The sequence below is a fragment of the Sphingopyxis witflariensis genome (genome assembly GCF_002205635.1).
GTDB lineage: Bacteria > Pseudomonadota > Alphaproteobacteria > Sphingomonadales > Sphingomonadaceae > Sphingopyxis > Sphingopyxis witflariensis.
In genome coordinates, this window is sequence record NZ_NISJ01000002.1 from 483,869 (window position 1) to 498,766 (window position 14,898).

A 14,898-nucleotide genomic window follows, 5' to 3' on the forward strand; every position below is an offset into this window, starting at 1 on the left:
TATGAGTTTGTGAAATGGTGATGGCATGGATGCTTGCCTTAGCTTCCCGTTACGCGGCGATAGCTGTATCGGCAAATTGCTTTGCCTTCCGCTGTTTTGATCCTAAAACTCCAAAGGCTTTTGATTAAAATATAAGGATCGACGATGCGACGTGACTGGATTTTCTTGGCGACGGCCATCTATTTTCTTAGCGCATGTTCTGAGCAAGCTGTGTCTGCTCAGGCGCCTGAAACGACGTCTTCTCGTAGCGAGGTGGGAAGAGACATCCGTGGTCAGGAGTGGCGCCTGAGTATTTCTGACGGGGTAAATAAGGCACAGCTACCCTCAACAACTAACATGAAACTCATGGGGTTCGACGTTCGAAAATATGTAAAGGAGAGCTGTGTAGACTTGTGGCGGAGCAGCACGTGTCAAGTTTTTGCACAGCCGGATCCTCAGGGCACGCTTACAGGCTATTTGATCATATCCGGGGATGGGAAGAGCTATTCCGTCGATAGCGACACTGTCACCACCCCATTGGGTGTCTCGTCGAAGAAATGCACAATTGGCGGCGAGTTAGAAGTGACCGACGGTAAACCAACGTCCAATTTTTCAGGCTGGAGCGCGTTCTCGTCGCGGGATGGAGCAGAGGGACGGTTTTGGTTTAAGCGCATCGACAATAACGTGAAGGTGGCCGACGAGCGTTGGAATTATTGCTACGATGATCGCCATATTGAAGATGTCTACGTTTTAATCGGGTCGATGACTCGAGAACTATCATAGCAAACACTACGTATCGTCAGAAGGTTGAGTCTTCTCTCGGACGTGGGTCAAGCAGCGTGACGAATCACAAAATCTAGCAAAAACGATGGCTGAGCGAATACCAGCCGCGCCTTATTGATCCGTGGTTGTCGACCCTAGGAGATCAAAGAGCTTCTGCCAGCGATCAACATACTCTTCAGAGATAACAGAGATCCCGTTTTTCAGCAGAAACTGCTTCGCGTTTTTGGAAACTTCGACTTTCCAGCCTGGCTCGAGATCGATCTTTTCCTTTTGAGCCCACGCTTCGATTTGGTCTAAGATTGGGCGCCCCGTTTCAACGGAGTCAGAAAATTGATTATCGGCCAGACGATATATCCGATCGATCACGCTGGCGATTACGCTAGCTGGAATAAGATCCTCAATTTCTGACCCATTTATGTCAGTATAGCTGTCGATAATGATCAGGCGGTCAGGCTGTTGCTGATAGAGACTTGATCCGAGTTCCTTTGCGATCCGGCGTCCGCTCTCATCCCCATCAAGAATCATGTAAGGTAGAGCTTCATCGCGTCCGGTAAGTATGCTCGCAACCATTCGGGTGTTCTTGGTGCCGCCGGCCGGTGGAAAGACAAGTTCCCTTGCTGGCTTGAGGCGTCCGGACGACACGAGTAATGTCTTGATTGCCGTAAGATAGTGCTGATCCGAACTGCCTTCCACGATAACCGGCTGGCAGCCCAGCATGAGACTATCCGCAATGCTCAGTCCAAGCGCGGAGTGCACGGCATAGGCAGCGCCTGGCTGAAGTTCGGCTCCTTTACGCAGATCAGAAGTCGCTTGTGTTGCTCCTTTTTCATCGACGTAAACCTTGCGTGCCCGATCGAGCCGGTCGGCGTGAACGAGGAACGGAGAGTGGGTCGTGTAAAGGATCTGGTTTGTCTTCGCTAAATTGTCGAAAAATTTTGAAAGGTCATACTGGGCGAGCGGATGCAGAGATAGGCCTGGTTCGTCCAAGAGCAAGATCGCGTTCTCATGCTCCCCTTGGCCTGCACTTTCGACCAGAAACACGAGATAAAAACTGAGGAACCATTGCAGTCCGGTGCTTCGACCTTCCAACTCGACCTCTGCAGGTCGCCGCTCATCCGCGACCCAAATGCGAAAATGGTTTCCATCTGCCTCGAAGCGAAACCGATAATCGCCCTGTTTCCACCAGTCTTTGAATCGCGACGTGAGCGTCGTCCCTGCCGACTGGAGCAGGATTGAGCGTTCTCGCTTCCGCTCGGCAACCTCAGCTATTTCTGCCTCAGACGGCCCACGAGGAGGATTTCCAACAGTCGTTTCATCTCGTCCCAGTTCCAAGATTTCGCTGGGTTCGAGACGAACGAAGCTAAAGAGGACACGCAAAGTGCGGGCTTTTGCTGCCTCTTTCTCCCCAAGATCGTCACGCTCGAGATTGTCTACAACGTGAGGCAAATAAATCTCAGAGTCGAGATTGCCGTAATTTGAGTAATAAACGAAACGCGGCACTCGCTTAATTATTGCCGCTTTGACAGATTCGACTGTTCCGGGAGCGGGAGCGAGCAGCCGAGCCTGCAAATCGTCGATCTGGGCGGCTAGTGCCTCAAGACGAGGGAAAATGCTGCTTGTTTTTGCGGGAGCCTCTGGCGCTAGGGCGCGCAAATCGCTTGTTAGTGCGCTAAGCTCGTCGGCGGACAGCGGGACTGTAGGGAGACCAAGAATGGCAGACTCGATGCCCGAAACCAACTCGTCCTTCTGAGTCTCTTCTTTCGCGAGGGCCGAAATCGACTTGATCTCGGTCAGCGCAGTTTGAAGCAGGCCTTCGACCTCTTCTGCCGACGCTGTTGTATGATGCTGATGCCGCGGAAAGCTAACTTTGTATTCGCCATCGTAGTATCGATCGACGCGAACGACCTGCGCGTCCTCAAGAGTAATCCCAGCCGCACCGGCGAAACGGTCAGCCACATCTCCCAAGTCAAATTCCACCGAGATGAAACAGAAGCTTCCAGGGTTCTCGCGAATCTCGGCGAACATCGTTTTGGGATAATCCGACGTTGGCCTTATATCGCCTTCCCGAGCAGGTTTGAGTTTCCAAAGAGGCAATAAGAGGTTGGACTTGCCGGACTCGTTGACACCGATCAGTGCCGTTACGTCGTCAATGCTGATCCATCCGCTGTCAATAACTGATCGGAAGTTTGTGACCCTGTAACGCAGCAACCGCATTTCATCTAAACTCCATCAGCTATTTCTTCGCTGTCGCATATACCCGTAAAACGTGAAAAGTTCTAGGTTTGTTCGAGGGCGAAAATCCATCGTTATCTACATGACGCCGTTTTTTCGTTGCATTCATCGCTCTGCAATTCTTAGGCGATTTCAATTCGCTCTCCACGGCTCATTTTACCCTTCTGCGCGTGTCATGACCCGGTCTTTTTCTAGGTCATAACTATAGAGATGCAGGCTCCTTGTCGCGATTAGCCGAACGGCATATTCAACGGTTGCAGGCGAAATGAAGAACCATTCACGCGGATCCACCGACCGACCAAATCGATCGGGCAGTCGGACATCGATACAGGCGCCGGCGAAAAAGCGATGAAGTAGCCCTTCGATCTTTTTCGGGGCCACGCCGCGAGTGTCATATTCAGCCAAGATCTCGGCCTTCGCCATGAGGAAGGTGGGATCGTTTTCAGCGGTGCTGATTCGACTGGCCGGCGAGCCAGTCGTAGAGCCTATCTTCACCATATGATGCTTCAGATCGGCTAAGGCGGGATCGTCGGACAGTGTTTTCGCGACGTAAATGCACCCAGTCACCGGGGCCGCCTGCCCCTCGAAGAGAGGGCCGGCCTGCGGCGAAAGCACCCTGCGGCTATTCTCTGCCCGATACAGTGCCTTTCCGAAGGAGCGGAGCAGGTGGCCACTCTCGGTCCCGCTGTCATAAATGATACGGAGCCTGGCATCTTTCTGGTCGCCGCGGGTGCGCGTCATCCATGCACCAACCTCAGCGATGTAGGCGAGCTGCCCATCGAGGATGAACATATCACCGGCAGCAATCTGGTATGTGGAGCTGGTCGGAACCGTTGATCTGGCGCCGGAAGCAATATCAGCGATGAATTCGTCAAAAATGGGAGCAAACTTCTCGAACTCGGCGCACGGTATCCGTTCGGCAATCATATCCGCTTCCGCCTTGGGGACAGGCGGCGGAGTGGCCCGGAACTCGAAAATGTGATCGTCGGGTGTCGACAGCAGATCATCGTCGGCCGCGATGAGTTCGTCGAGGCTGGCGGGGATCCGATCTTTGTCATGCTCGGCCGGCACGAGAAGATCATATTGGTCCAGATCCCGGAGCGCCCGGACTTTGGCCTCATCATTTCGGAACGCGGCCAACCGCACACCCAGCCTCATTTCCTCGGGCGATCGGGAAGCTGGGTCCGGCGCCCTGCCATGACGCTCGCGAAATGCTACGATTTCCAGGAACAGTCGAGCCTGGTCATCGGCCGGGGACGACACCTTCTTCGTTTCAGGAACGAACAGATCGTCTTTGGACGCAATGAGTTCGTCCAGCATATCGTAGAAACGACTGACTGACCGAGACATCAGGCGGCCTGTTCCCTCTGCCGTCGGATTGCCGCAGCTCGTATCCAGGCATGGGCTTCGGCCATGCGTTTCTCGATCGGATTTGCCGAGTTGATGTTCGGATCCCGCCCGTGCTGCTCCTTGAACGCGCGGATACGCGGCACCTGTGCCAAAGCCTCGGCCTCGCTAATCGTGATCTTGGTTTCCGCAATGGTCTGATGAATTCGCCGGAGAACAGATTCGCCCAGCGCCTTCGACAGAATTTCATATGACTGCTGAAAGGGGTTAACCTGGTCGATCAGGTCGATGCTGAGCTCCGGCATCGTGACGAATTTCGAGGTCAGCTTCAGCAGCTGCGCATGAGCCTTCTGACCGTCGGTGGCATCTCCGTCTTCGGAAGGAGGAAGGCCCTCCTGACGGCTGGCCTGCGTCAGATGAGCGAGAACAGCGCGTCTCGCCACCACGTTTTGGCGAATTGCCTCTATGTCGTCTTCATTCTCGGCGATGTCGGGATAACGCCGGGCGATCAGATCAGGGATAAGGTGCTGATTGATCGTCTCTGCCGGAAATTCGTCTGGAATAAGGCTCGCCCGAAGCACCTGGGAGTCTTGCAGGACAGCAGCCATGAGATCCGTCATATCGGTCTGAATGATTTCCACGGCGCGTTTGCTTGTCGGCTCTTTGAGCCCCGTTATCTCAATCGTCGGCTCGGCATCGAGTAGGTCAATACGGGTCGCGGGCCTTGCCACACCATCGAAGCGATCGTCCGATGGCCTGGTGCGAAAGTTGAAGTTTGGCGCCAGCACCTGTTCCATGAGCAAAGAGCAGGCGATTGCTTTCAGCATATCGTTCACTGCCGTGCGCACCAGATCGTCGGCCGTATCGGGTTCTGCAATAAGGTTGGTGAACTGCGCGTGGCTCTTTCCGGGCGCGTCGCGGGTTGCACGGCCGATGATCTGCACAACCTCGGTCAGGGAGCCGCGGTAACCGATGGTCAGGGCATGCTCGCACCAGATCCAGTCAAAGCCTTCCTTCGCCATGCCTAAGGCGATGACGATGTCGAGATCATCCTTCTTTTCCACATCCCGCAGTCCGGACAAAACCTTCTGCTGGGTATCGGGGGTCACCAGATCTGCAATCTTGAGGATCTTGCCACCGTGCGTGCGTAAAAGCTGGAAGCCCGTCACCTCGTCGATTTCGATGACGTCGCCAAGGACGTCGAGGATGCCGTTCATTTCCTTTATTTTATCGCCCATCGCCGCCTGCGAATTGACGTTCGGGATATGAATGATGGTCTTCTTGGTCGGATCGAGAACCTCGCCAATCGCGGTCAGGTAGTTGCCATGGTAAAAATGGTAGCCAATACCAAGGGTCCTGAGGTGCTCGTAGCCCGAAAGCTGCTCGTAATAGGTGTATGTGACCCGCGTGAACTTCTCTTCGTCCTCAGGCCGAAGCACCGGCACCTGGTCGCCGCGGAAATACGACCCGGTCATTGCGATCAAATGAGCCGAGCCTTCGTTCATTACCGCGCGGATCAACTCGCCCAAGCGATTATCTGCGTCGGCCGACACATGATGAAACTCGTCGATCGCGAGGGCGCAATGATGGAAAGCTGAAATGCCTTGACCGTCGTTCATGATCCGATCGAACGCATGGCGAAGCGTGGAATGGGTGCAGACGATGATTTCGTCTTCGCTTTGCATAAATCGAATGAAGGCGTTGATCTTGCCGCCCTCGCCACCAATCAGATCGCACAGATTATTCTGCGGTGACACGGTCCAATCAGCGAAAAACCCATGTTGCGTTAGGTTTGTCGACCGAAACGAGTTTCCGATCGACCTTTCTGGAACGGCGACGATGATCTTCTTGATACCTTGGTTGGCCAGCTTATCGAGCCCGAGAAACATGAGCGCTCGGCTTTTCCCAGATGCCGGCGGGGACTTGATCAACAAATACTGCGAGTTCCGCGCGTCAAACGCACGGGACTGCATGGCACGCATTCCCATATCGTTGGTCGACTTGCTGGCGCCGGTGGCCCCATATTCAACAGTTACGAAGTCAGGCATGGAAATCTCCGGCTCAGGCGGCTTTCGCCACTTTCTTGGTCATTCGCGCGTAAAGCTTAAACAGGTGCCCAAGCCGCTCATCATCGTCTTTGAATGGACGTCCAATATAAATGGTCTCTAGGAAATCATCGAGCTCACGGTGCGCTCCAACGAGATCGGCCGGCAAGGTTTCCGGATTGTAGAGCCAAGCAATTGTTTTCCCGCCAGCGATATAAGGCTCACGCACCCGAAGGATGTTCAAGGCGTGATCCTCAAGCTGTGAGCGTTGTTCATCTGATAAGGAAGCGATTGGAAAAGTGTTATAAACAAGCGTGTTCGAGTATCTGTAGTCGGATTTAAGCCGACCCCCGACTGCGCTTGTCCAGACACGGTGTAGGGTGCTGCTGAGAATGGAAAAGACCCAGGTCGGCGGATTATAAATAGCGAACGCACTGTCGGTAGCGACTGTATTCTGAGGAAGAAAACCCACGGTAAGATACGGTCGCCGTTCGGACGAAACTCGCGGTATGATGAGAAAGGCTTCATCCCGATGCCTTACTTCGTTGAATCGGTGAGGCCATGCCGAAGAAGCTGCGGTCGACGCCTTCGGACTCGCCGATCGAACTGCCGCGGTGAGCCTTAATCGTTCAGCAATAGCCGGGATCGCTTTTGCCGCGGCGAGATCACTGTCTCTAATCCAGAGACAATATCGCGTCTGCCCTTGAATAAATTCCTGTGCGCCAAAAACTGGTCGAATGAAGGTTTTTGAGCTGGGAAAATCTTGGCACAATTTAGCAGCTTCATCCGACGACAACATGAGATGGCCGCCGTCTTTGGCAGCGTTCCCTAATTCGATTTGTGGAAGCCTTGAAATAGCAGACGCATGACGTTCAACGAATATATCTGGAGCGTCAACAAGGTAAGGATTTATATTTGAAGCAGCGAGCTTATGTTCTGATCCGAAAATAAACTTCGGTTTGTTACTAATCGGTCTAACCGAGACGATCACACAAATAACACCAGCATTTTTAGCTGCGCTATTGCTCCACTTGAACGGTTTATAACTAAATCCGTATTCCGCTTTCTTTTTATTTATAAGTGGCCACAACAAGGGCACCTGTTCCCCTTGAAACAGAGAATTGGTTGTGACGAATGCCGCTTCTGCCCCCGTTTTTTGGGCGTAATCGGCAGCTCGAGCAAACCAAGCGGCGACATAATCTAAATTCCCGAAAACGCCGTTTTCATTCGCGAAGGCTATTTCCATATCGCGCTGTTGTTCGCGCGTTCTTTTGGGGCGCCCAAGATAGGGCGGGTTCCCAATAATTAGAATTTCGGCACCATCTTCAGGTGGGCAAATGGTCAGCCAGTCTGCTCTTAAGGCATTCCCTACCACGATGCTTCCCGCGTCAGATAATGGCAACGCAGGCGTAGGGGCTGAGCAGATCTCGTCCAATTTTCGGTTCATCTGATATTGAGAAATCCACAGCGAGAGCTTGGCTGTTTCGCAAGCGAAGTCGACCGGATCTACTCCATAGAAGCTGCTAATCCGAATCCCCGTCTGGTAATCAGCCAACGCGAGCTGACCTCTTCGTTTAACGTCGCGCATTCGGCGAAACGCTTCGGTCTCAATCAGCCGGAGCTCACGATAAGCGATGATAAGGAAATTGCCTGAACCGCAGGCCGGATCGAAAATCCGAATATGTGCAATTCGGCCGACCAGTTTTTCGAGCGCCTTGATATTGTCTCCGGCTAAGGTCAGTTGCTCTCGAAGAGAATTGAGAAACAACGGTTCTAGCACCTTCATGATGTTCGGCACGGAGGTGTAATGCATACCAAAATCGGCACGCATATCAGTGTGTATGATTGCTTGGATCATAGAGCCAAAAATGTCGGCGTGAATTTGATCCCATTGGAGTTCAGCGGCTTCAAACAGAAGCCGTCGCGCCCGACGATTGAAGACTGGAACCTCAGTTCGATCACGAAACAAGCCGCCATTTACATAAGGAAAGTCACCGGCTATGCGCTGAGACCGCACGCCTCGAGCCCGACGAGCTTCGCTATCCGCCACGTCCAACGATAGAAAAATATCCTCGATGACGCGTTGCGTATCAGACCCGTCGACTTCACGTGCTTCCCTGCGCAAAGTGTTCAGGAAAAGCTTTTCAGAAAATATTCCAGTGTCTTCCGCAAACATGCAGAACAGCAACCGCGTCATAAATATATTGAGGTCGTGGATTTGGTCGGCGCCCCAAGTCGGGTTGGCGTCCCGAATTGCATCATGGAATTTGGCCATGTGACGAGCAGCGCGGACGTCGGCAGCCGTCTCAGGAGCCGGCTTGTAGCGCTCGACACCAAACATGGGCAGCAAGAAATCGTAATTGACTGCCAGGTCCGCCAAGCGATCGAACGATGGAGTTTCGCCTGTCTTTATATCGACGGCCAGAAACTCGTCCCCATCGGTGCTCATAAGGAAGCGAGGCGCATTTTTAGACGCCGCACCTTTCTTTCCGATCAAAGACGCCTTCAGGTCTTCAATTGTGTTTTGGACCTGTCCGGCGTCCGCAGCTCGAAAGAGGAGCTTCTTCGGCCATAGGATATCGGACGCCGCCAGTCCTGCAGGATGCTTCATACGAAGCTTTGTGACCTCGTTGCGAGACGCATCGAAAGCTTCCATCACGCGGAACGGAAAATCGTGAAGCGTGCAGGCGCCGGATGTGACGTCTGCCACCAACTGGTCGAGCTCTTCCTCGATTGCGATCGTGTTCAATGCCATGAGACCGCGCCGTCAGTCGTCTGAACCGGCACGGGGACCGGATTTCCCACGAGCAAGCCCTTGTGCAGCGCCTTTTTCAGCGCCCTCGATCAGCGAGGACGGCATCTGGATCCAGTCTACCCCTAGCGCCATAAAGCACTGCATGATGAAGACGGCTGTGAAGCGGCCGCGGCTCACCTTATTTCGCAAGTTCAGCTCGTTGTCGGTGATACCGAACTCCGCGAGCCGGTCCGCCAAGGCTGCATAGGAAACTCCGCGGCGCATCATCTCCGCGCGCAGCATGTTTTTCACGAGCTCTTCCCACGCCTTGTCGTTCGCCTGGGTTTCGCCGGTTTTGGTTTGATCATCAGTCATGCGCGGAAGTTATAGGTTCAACTTCCAAATTTGCAAAGGAGGGCGCCATCGTCAGCAGTGAGGCGCATCATCGTTTGTGATGATTATGACTCGACTTCGCGGAAACATCATCGTATATGATGACGCAGAGCATCATATATCGTGGCACAGCATTTCCTCCTCTCTCCAGCGGCCAGTTCGCTAAGCATGCGAGACATCTATCGCATGACGGAGGATGACGCCTACGAGATGTTCAAATCGATCAAATGGCCGGATGGCATCCCGACCTGCCCGGAATGCGGCTGCAAGGAGTCGTGGACCCTGGTCGAGAACAGGAAATGGAAGTGCAAGGGGGCGATCAAAAACGAGATCACCGGCGAAACCAGCAAATGCTATCTGCAATATACGGTCACCAGCAGGACGCCCCTCGCAAGTCGGAAACGATCCTTCTGCGACATCCTCGCGGCCATCGCGACCTTCGTCAGCGGCGTGCTGGGCACAGCCGCGCTGCGTCTCAAGCGCGAGTTCAAGAACTCATACAAAACGCCGTTCGTATTTGGCCATAAGATCCGCGAGTCGATGAAAATCGACTATGATCAAACGCTAGAGGGCGTGGTTGAAATCGATGGCCTGTTCGTCGGCAGCAAGAAGATGAAGCCGCCGTTCCCGATCACAAATGAGGCCGATCTCGAAAAATTCTACGATATCTATCGCAAGAAGACCACGTCGCTCGTTGTCGTCCGGGAACGACCTTCGGCCGACGGCACCGAGACTGGCCGAATCAGGGTAACGCATAGAAAGAACGAAGCCGCAGCGGTTGGTTTCATCAAATCCGTCCTGAAGCCGGGGACCATTGTCCATGCTGATTATGGGTCGCAATGGGAGCGCTTGAACCTCCATTTCCCGATGATGCGGGTCAATCACTCCAAGACTTACGTGCAGGATGGCGCCTGCACGAACTGGGCCGAAAGCTTCTTCTCCCGCGTGCGCGCTGCCGAACGCGGCGTCTATCGTTATTGGTGGGAGAGATATGCCGAGCAATATGGCGTGGAGCTAGCTTGGCGGGAGGAAAATCGTTTCGTCGACAATGGCCAGCAGATCCGCATGTTGGTTGAATGCTTGATGCGTTCTGGTCGGTCCACCTTCGCTGGCTACTGGCAGCGCCACAAAAGCAAGTTCCCCTTCTGAAACGGACCTCGGTCACACTTCAGAAATAGGAACAATCTCCCAACGTGTCGGGCGCGTGCTGAGCACTCTCACCTCGGCGCCGGCTGAACGCAGACTCGCGTCGATCGCCGCCTTAACTCGGTCCATTAGGTCTTCATCAGAAACGTCGCCGCCCAGCCGTTCCATGACGAGCGTTGCCAATTCTGCAGGATTGGTCGGACGCGCGAGTTCGCGCATGATCGCAAACGCCGTTCTGGTCGTGGCGCCATGCTCGAAGGGGATTACCTGGTTCTTGGGCTTTACCGGTTTGGTATGCTCAGGGCTCCACTTCGGATCAATTTCGGCCATGATTTCAACGGTAGCTTTTGTGAGTTCGTCCAGACGTGCGATTCGTGCCCGTTTTTCCTCGACGGTTTCATACTCCGCTTCGATTTTTGCGATCTTGACCTCGAGCTGCAGGCGCTCGCCGCGCCAAGCCGCGTATTTCCGCAGCAGTCCGGTTTTAAGATTTGAAACGCCCATCCTGAAAACGGACTAAAGGCATCAACTCGATTCTCAAACCCTTATGTTATTGGTTTTTTTGCGCCAGAAGACTGGAAAAATGGCGCACCCGAAGGGATTCGAACCCCTGGCCTCTGCCTTCGGAGGGGGTACTAACATAATTACGCCAGTCCGAGCTAGAGCAAGTTTTTCTTACCTAAGTCACTATACTGCTGTTGCTTTCTTGCTTTGGTCGCTTCCGCTGACGTATCCTTGTTTACGCCCCGATTTCCTCCCGGCTGCTTACGTGGTGCTTACGCGAAATTAGGGTCACAATTGGAGAAGGCCCGTGGTCAAACTGACCAAGCGCGTTGTCGATACCGCTGTAGCAGAATCGAAAGACTATGTCCTCTGGGACGACGAACTTCCCGGCTTCGGACTCCGGATTTTTCCGACCGGCAAACGAAGCTATCTCATTCAATACCGGGCCGACGGCCGCTCGCGGCGGTACACTATCGGACTTCACGGCGTGTGGACGCCGGAGAGCGCGAGGCGCGAGGCCAAGGCGCAGTTGGGTCGCGTAGCTCAGGGCGATGATCCTGCGGAAGAACGGGCCGAACTCAATAAGGCCATTTCGATGAAGGAGCTCTGCGAGCTCTACATGAACGATCTTAGAAACGGTCTCATCCTCGGCAAAGGCGGCAGGCCCAAGAAGCAGTCAACCGTCGATATCGATCTCGGACGTATCGAGCGGCACGTTATTCCCTTGCTTGGATCGCGTCGGGTCAAGGATGTGACCAAGGCGATCCTCACAAAAGTCATGCGCGATATCATGGCGGGCAAGACAAGGGCCTTCATCAAGACCAACAAGCTGCGCGGACGGGCGAACGTGCGCGGTGGTCCCGGCACCGCAGCCCGGACGCTCGGATTGATCGGCGGGATACTGACGTATGCCGTCGATCTCGGGGTCATCGACAGCAATCCGGCTCATGGCATCAAGCGCCCGAAAGACAATGTTCGCTCACGTCGCTTGAATGACGGTGAGTACCGAATCCTTGGGCGGATGCTCAATACCGCCGCCCAGAATGAAAGGTACGGAGAAACCATCCAAATCATTCGCCAGATCGCCATGACGGGCTGCCGCCGCGGCGAGATCATCAACCTTAAATGGTGCGACGTTGATCTCGACGGAAGCTGTTTACGTCTCTCGGACAGCAAGGAGGGTCGGTCGGTTCGACCAATCGGCCTCCCCGTAGTGGAGTTTCTGGAGTCACGCGACAACGACGAGAATGGTACTTTCGTCTTTCCCGGCCCACGCGGCGAAGACACGGCGTTCGGCGGACTGCCTAATCAATGGAACGAGATTTTCGTCGGCTCGCCGCTCGAGGGGGTCACGCCGCACGTCTTGCGCCACAGTTTTGCGAGTATCGGGAATGATCTTGGTTTTACCGAGGTGACGATCGCGGCCCTGATGGGTCACGCGAAAGGCACCGTCACGAGCAAATATATCCACGTCCTGGACGCCACGCTGATCGTTGCCGCCGATACGCTTGCCGGATACATCGCGGCGCTGCTTGAAGGTACCGTATTCAAGCAAAGAGCCTATTCGCTTGATCGCAATTCGCGAAAGACTGCGCTCCAAGAATTCCTGTTGCGACAACAAGCCCCTGAGAAAATGGCGGCTTAATGCTGGCCCACTTAGACGACGGTGGGAAGATTTACCGCTCGAAAGCAAAATTGCGAAACCATCTTGATACTTGCTTGCGGCAAGCTATTCCACTAACAAGATCCGATAATATGGAGAGGATCATCGTTGCAGAGCTCTGTGCGCCATCTGAGCGATCAGCCGCGACCCCGATTCGGCGCGCCCGGCTGCACGAGCCAAGCCACCGACATCGAGTTTTGGCAGATGCCGCTAGCGGGTGGCCGCGGTCTTTGTGAATACGATCGACTTCCCAGCCGCACCTTCCAACTTAAGAAGCGTTGTATTCGCGTCTGAATTTTCCAGGCAATTTAACTGAGCGGAGTTGACGACCATGTCCCAAGAACAGCTGCAACAAGTCAATGAGATGATCCGCTCGGGCCCTGATCTCGGGTCGCTGCCGGTACCGGAATTGCGCGTGGCGTTCGACGGGTTTGCCGATTTCACGCCATTTGATCCCTCGATCAAATTCGAGGTTGTCGATGCCAATGGGGTGCCCTGTGAAATCGGAGTCGCGCCGGGATCGAGAACCGACGCTACGTTACTTTATCTGCACGGCGGCGGATATGTGATCGGCTCCATCACATCGCATCGGGGTCTTGTTGCGAGGCTGGGTCAGGCCGCGTCGATGCGCACTATGGCCGTTGATTACCGCCTCGCACCTGAGCATCCGTTTCCCGCAGCGGTGGATGATGCCGTCGCCGCATATCAGTGGCTTCTCGATAGCGGCACGCCGCCCGATCGCATTTTCTTCGCGGGCGACTCTGCCGGGGGCGGTCTTGTCGTCGCCACAATGCTGCGATGCAAGGCGCGCAATATTCCTCTTCCCCGTGCAGCTGTTCTGTTTTCGCCATTTGCCGACATGGGCACGGCCGGACAGTCGCTTGTCGATAACCGGGACCGTGATTTTGTGGTCACCGAAGGCGTGGCTCCCGGCATGGCGGAAACCTATCTTGCAGGCGCAGAGGCCGCATCACCAGAAGCGTCACCGATCTATGGCGACCTAGCGGGATTACCGCCGATCTTGATCCAGGTCAGTAGTCACGAGGTTCTTCTGGATGATTCCTTGAGGCTTTTGCGAGCCGCGATCCTTGTGGATGTTCAGGTGCACCTGCGAGTCTATCAGGGACTTCCCCATGTCTGGCAGTTGTTTACGGGCACGCTGGACGAAGGTCAGGCTGCACTAGAGGAGGCAGGGGCGTTTTTCGATAAGCACCTGGACATGTAGCCGCAAACGGCTGGCCCAGGCTTTAAGGAGATTATCTTGATCAAGATGCTGTGTCAGGTGCCGCGCAAGCAAGGCATGAGCGAGGCCGAATTCTACCCGCGCTATCTACATGGGCATGGCGACCTCGTTCGAAACCACGCGCAGGCAATGGGCTTCTTGCGCTATATTCAGGCGCACCGGATCGACTTGCCTGAAATCGCACATTTCTCGGCTGGGCGGCCATGGCGCAGCCCACTCGATGGCCAGTCGGAGCTGTGGTGGGAGAGCTGGGAGAGAATGGAGAGTGCACTTGGGTCGCCCGAAGGTATCGATGCCAGTGCTCTATTAGAGACCGACGAACAGGCTTTTACCGACACTTCCAACGTCAGCGGATTTATCGCCCTCGAGGATGTCATACTCGATCAGTCTGACGGGCTGCCCCCCGGGAGCGGCCCTGCGGTCAAAATGGTGATCGATATCTGGAAGCGCCCGGATTTGTGCAAGGCCGAATTCAGCGGGCATTGGCGCACCAAACATGCCGACCTGATCCGGCAGCACGCAACGGCTTTGGGCATTTCCAAATACGTCCAGAATCACGGCGATCCCGAGGCGAAATTCGATTTCGCCGACCTGCGCGGGTGGCGACCAGCGCCTTCCGGTGTGACAGAAATGTGGTGGCCAAGCATGGGGGCGATGCGGCAAGCATTGGCCTCGCCCGAAGCGATTTCGGCCGTGGCAGCAATTCGGCAGGATGAAGATGGCTTTACCGATCCTGCGTTGACGCGCGCGTTCGCTGCCAAGGAGCGTTCCATTTTTGATTACATCGGCGCGACATCCGTAGTGTAGTGAACCCGGACAGCTTGGCCGT

11 protein-coding genes are annotated in these 14,898 nt (G+C 54.7%); 5 read left to right on the top strand and 6 right to left on the bottom strand.

The features are described from left to right. The first annotated feature begins 144 nt into the window (after positions 1 to 144). A complete protein-coding gene (locus CDQ91_RS06275; protein ID WP_144036702.1) occupies positions 145 to 762 on the top strand; it encodes a hypothetical protein in 618 nt (205 codons plus the stop codon). Positions 763 to 873: 111 nt separating this feature from the next. Here the strand turns inward: CDQ91_RS06275 and CDQ91_RS06280 are convergent, their stop codons facing one another. The 5 genes from CDQ91_RS06280 to CDQ91_RS06300 all read right to left on the bottom strand — a co-directional run bounded on the left by CDQ91_RS06280 (position 874) and on the right by CDQ91_RS06300 (position 9,495). Next, positions 874 to 2,976 (bottom strand): AAA family ATPase, encoded by a 2,103-nt coding sequence (locus tag CDQ91_RS06280; protein WP_088471842.1) that lies wholly within the window; start codon positions 2,974 to 2,976, stop codon positions 874 to 876. A 174-nt stretch (positions 2,977 to 3,150) separates the two neighbouring features. Next, complete coding sequence (locus CDQ91_RS06285; RefSeq protein WP_088471843.1) at positions 3,151 to 4,344, bottom strand: GIY-YIG nuclease family protein; 1,194 nt, start codon at positions 4,342 to 4,344, stop codon at positions 3,151 to 3,153. After that, entirely contained in the window at positions 4,344 to 6,389 is a 2,046-nt protein-coding gene (locus CDQ91_RS06290) for a DEAD/DEAH box helicase family protein (RefSeq protein WP_088471844.1), read from the bottom strand. Before CDQ91_RS06290 ends, CDQ91_RS06285 begins: the two co-directional genes overlap by 1 nt. 13 nt (positions 6,390 to 6,402) lie before the next feature. Further along, entirely contained in the window at positions 6,403 to 9,141 is a 2,739-nt protein-coding gene (locus tag CDQ91_RS06295) for a class I SAM-dependent DNA methyltransferase (RefSeq protein ID WP_088471845.1), read from the bottom strand. Positions 9,142 to 9,153: 12 nt separating this feature from the next. After that, complete coding sequence (locus tag CDQ91_RS06300; protein WP_088471846.1) at positions 9,154 to 9,495, bottom strand: DUF6471 domain-containing protein; 342 nt, start codon at positions 9,493 to 9,495, stop codon at positions 9,154 to 9,156. A 141-nt stretch (positions 9,496 to 9,636) separates the two neighbouring features. On the opposite strand from CDQ91_RS06300, the gene CDQ91_RS06305 reads away from it, so the two are divergent. Continuing rightward, entirely contained in the window at positions 9,637 to 10,662 is a 1,026-nt protein-coding gene (locus tag CDQ91_RS06305) for an IS1595 family transposase (protein WP_144036703.1), read from the top strand. 12 nt (positions 10,663 to 10,674) lie between these two features. Here CDQ91_RS06305 and CDQ91_RS06310 read toward each other — a convergent pair whose 3' ends face one another. Next, entirely contained in the window at positions 10,675 to 11,163 is a 489-nt protein-coding gene (locus tag CDQ91_RS06310) for a hypothetical protein (RefSeq protein ID WP_088471848.1), read from the bottom strand. Between the two features lie 307 nt (positions 11,164 to 11,470). Between CDQ91_RS06310 and CDQ91_RS06315 the strand changes: the two genes are divergently transcribed. From CDQ91_RS06315 to CDQ91_RS06325, 3 genes are all read left to right on the top strand, one after another. Then, positions 11,471 to 12,808, top strand: a complete 1,338-nt coding sequence (locus CDQ91_RS06315; protein ID WP_088471849.1) for a tyrosine-type recombinase/integrase — start codon at positions 11,471 to 11,473, stop codon at positions 12,806 to 12,808. Positions 12,809 to 13,157: 349 nt separating this feature from the next. Next, entirely contained in the window at positions 13,158 to 14,051 is an 894-nt protein-coding gene (locus CDQ91_RS06320) for an alpha/beta hydrolase (protein WP_088471850.1), read from the top strand. A gap of 45 nt (positions 14,052 to 14,096) precedes the next feature. Further along, positions 14,097 to 14,876, top strand: coding sequence for an EthD domain-containing protein (locus CDQ91_RS06325; RefSeq protein ID WP_237245850.1), 780 nt, complete (start codon positions 14,097 to 14,099; stop codon positions 14,874 to 14,876). Positions 14,877 to 14,898 lie beyond the last annotated feature (22 nt).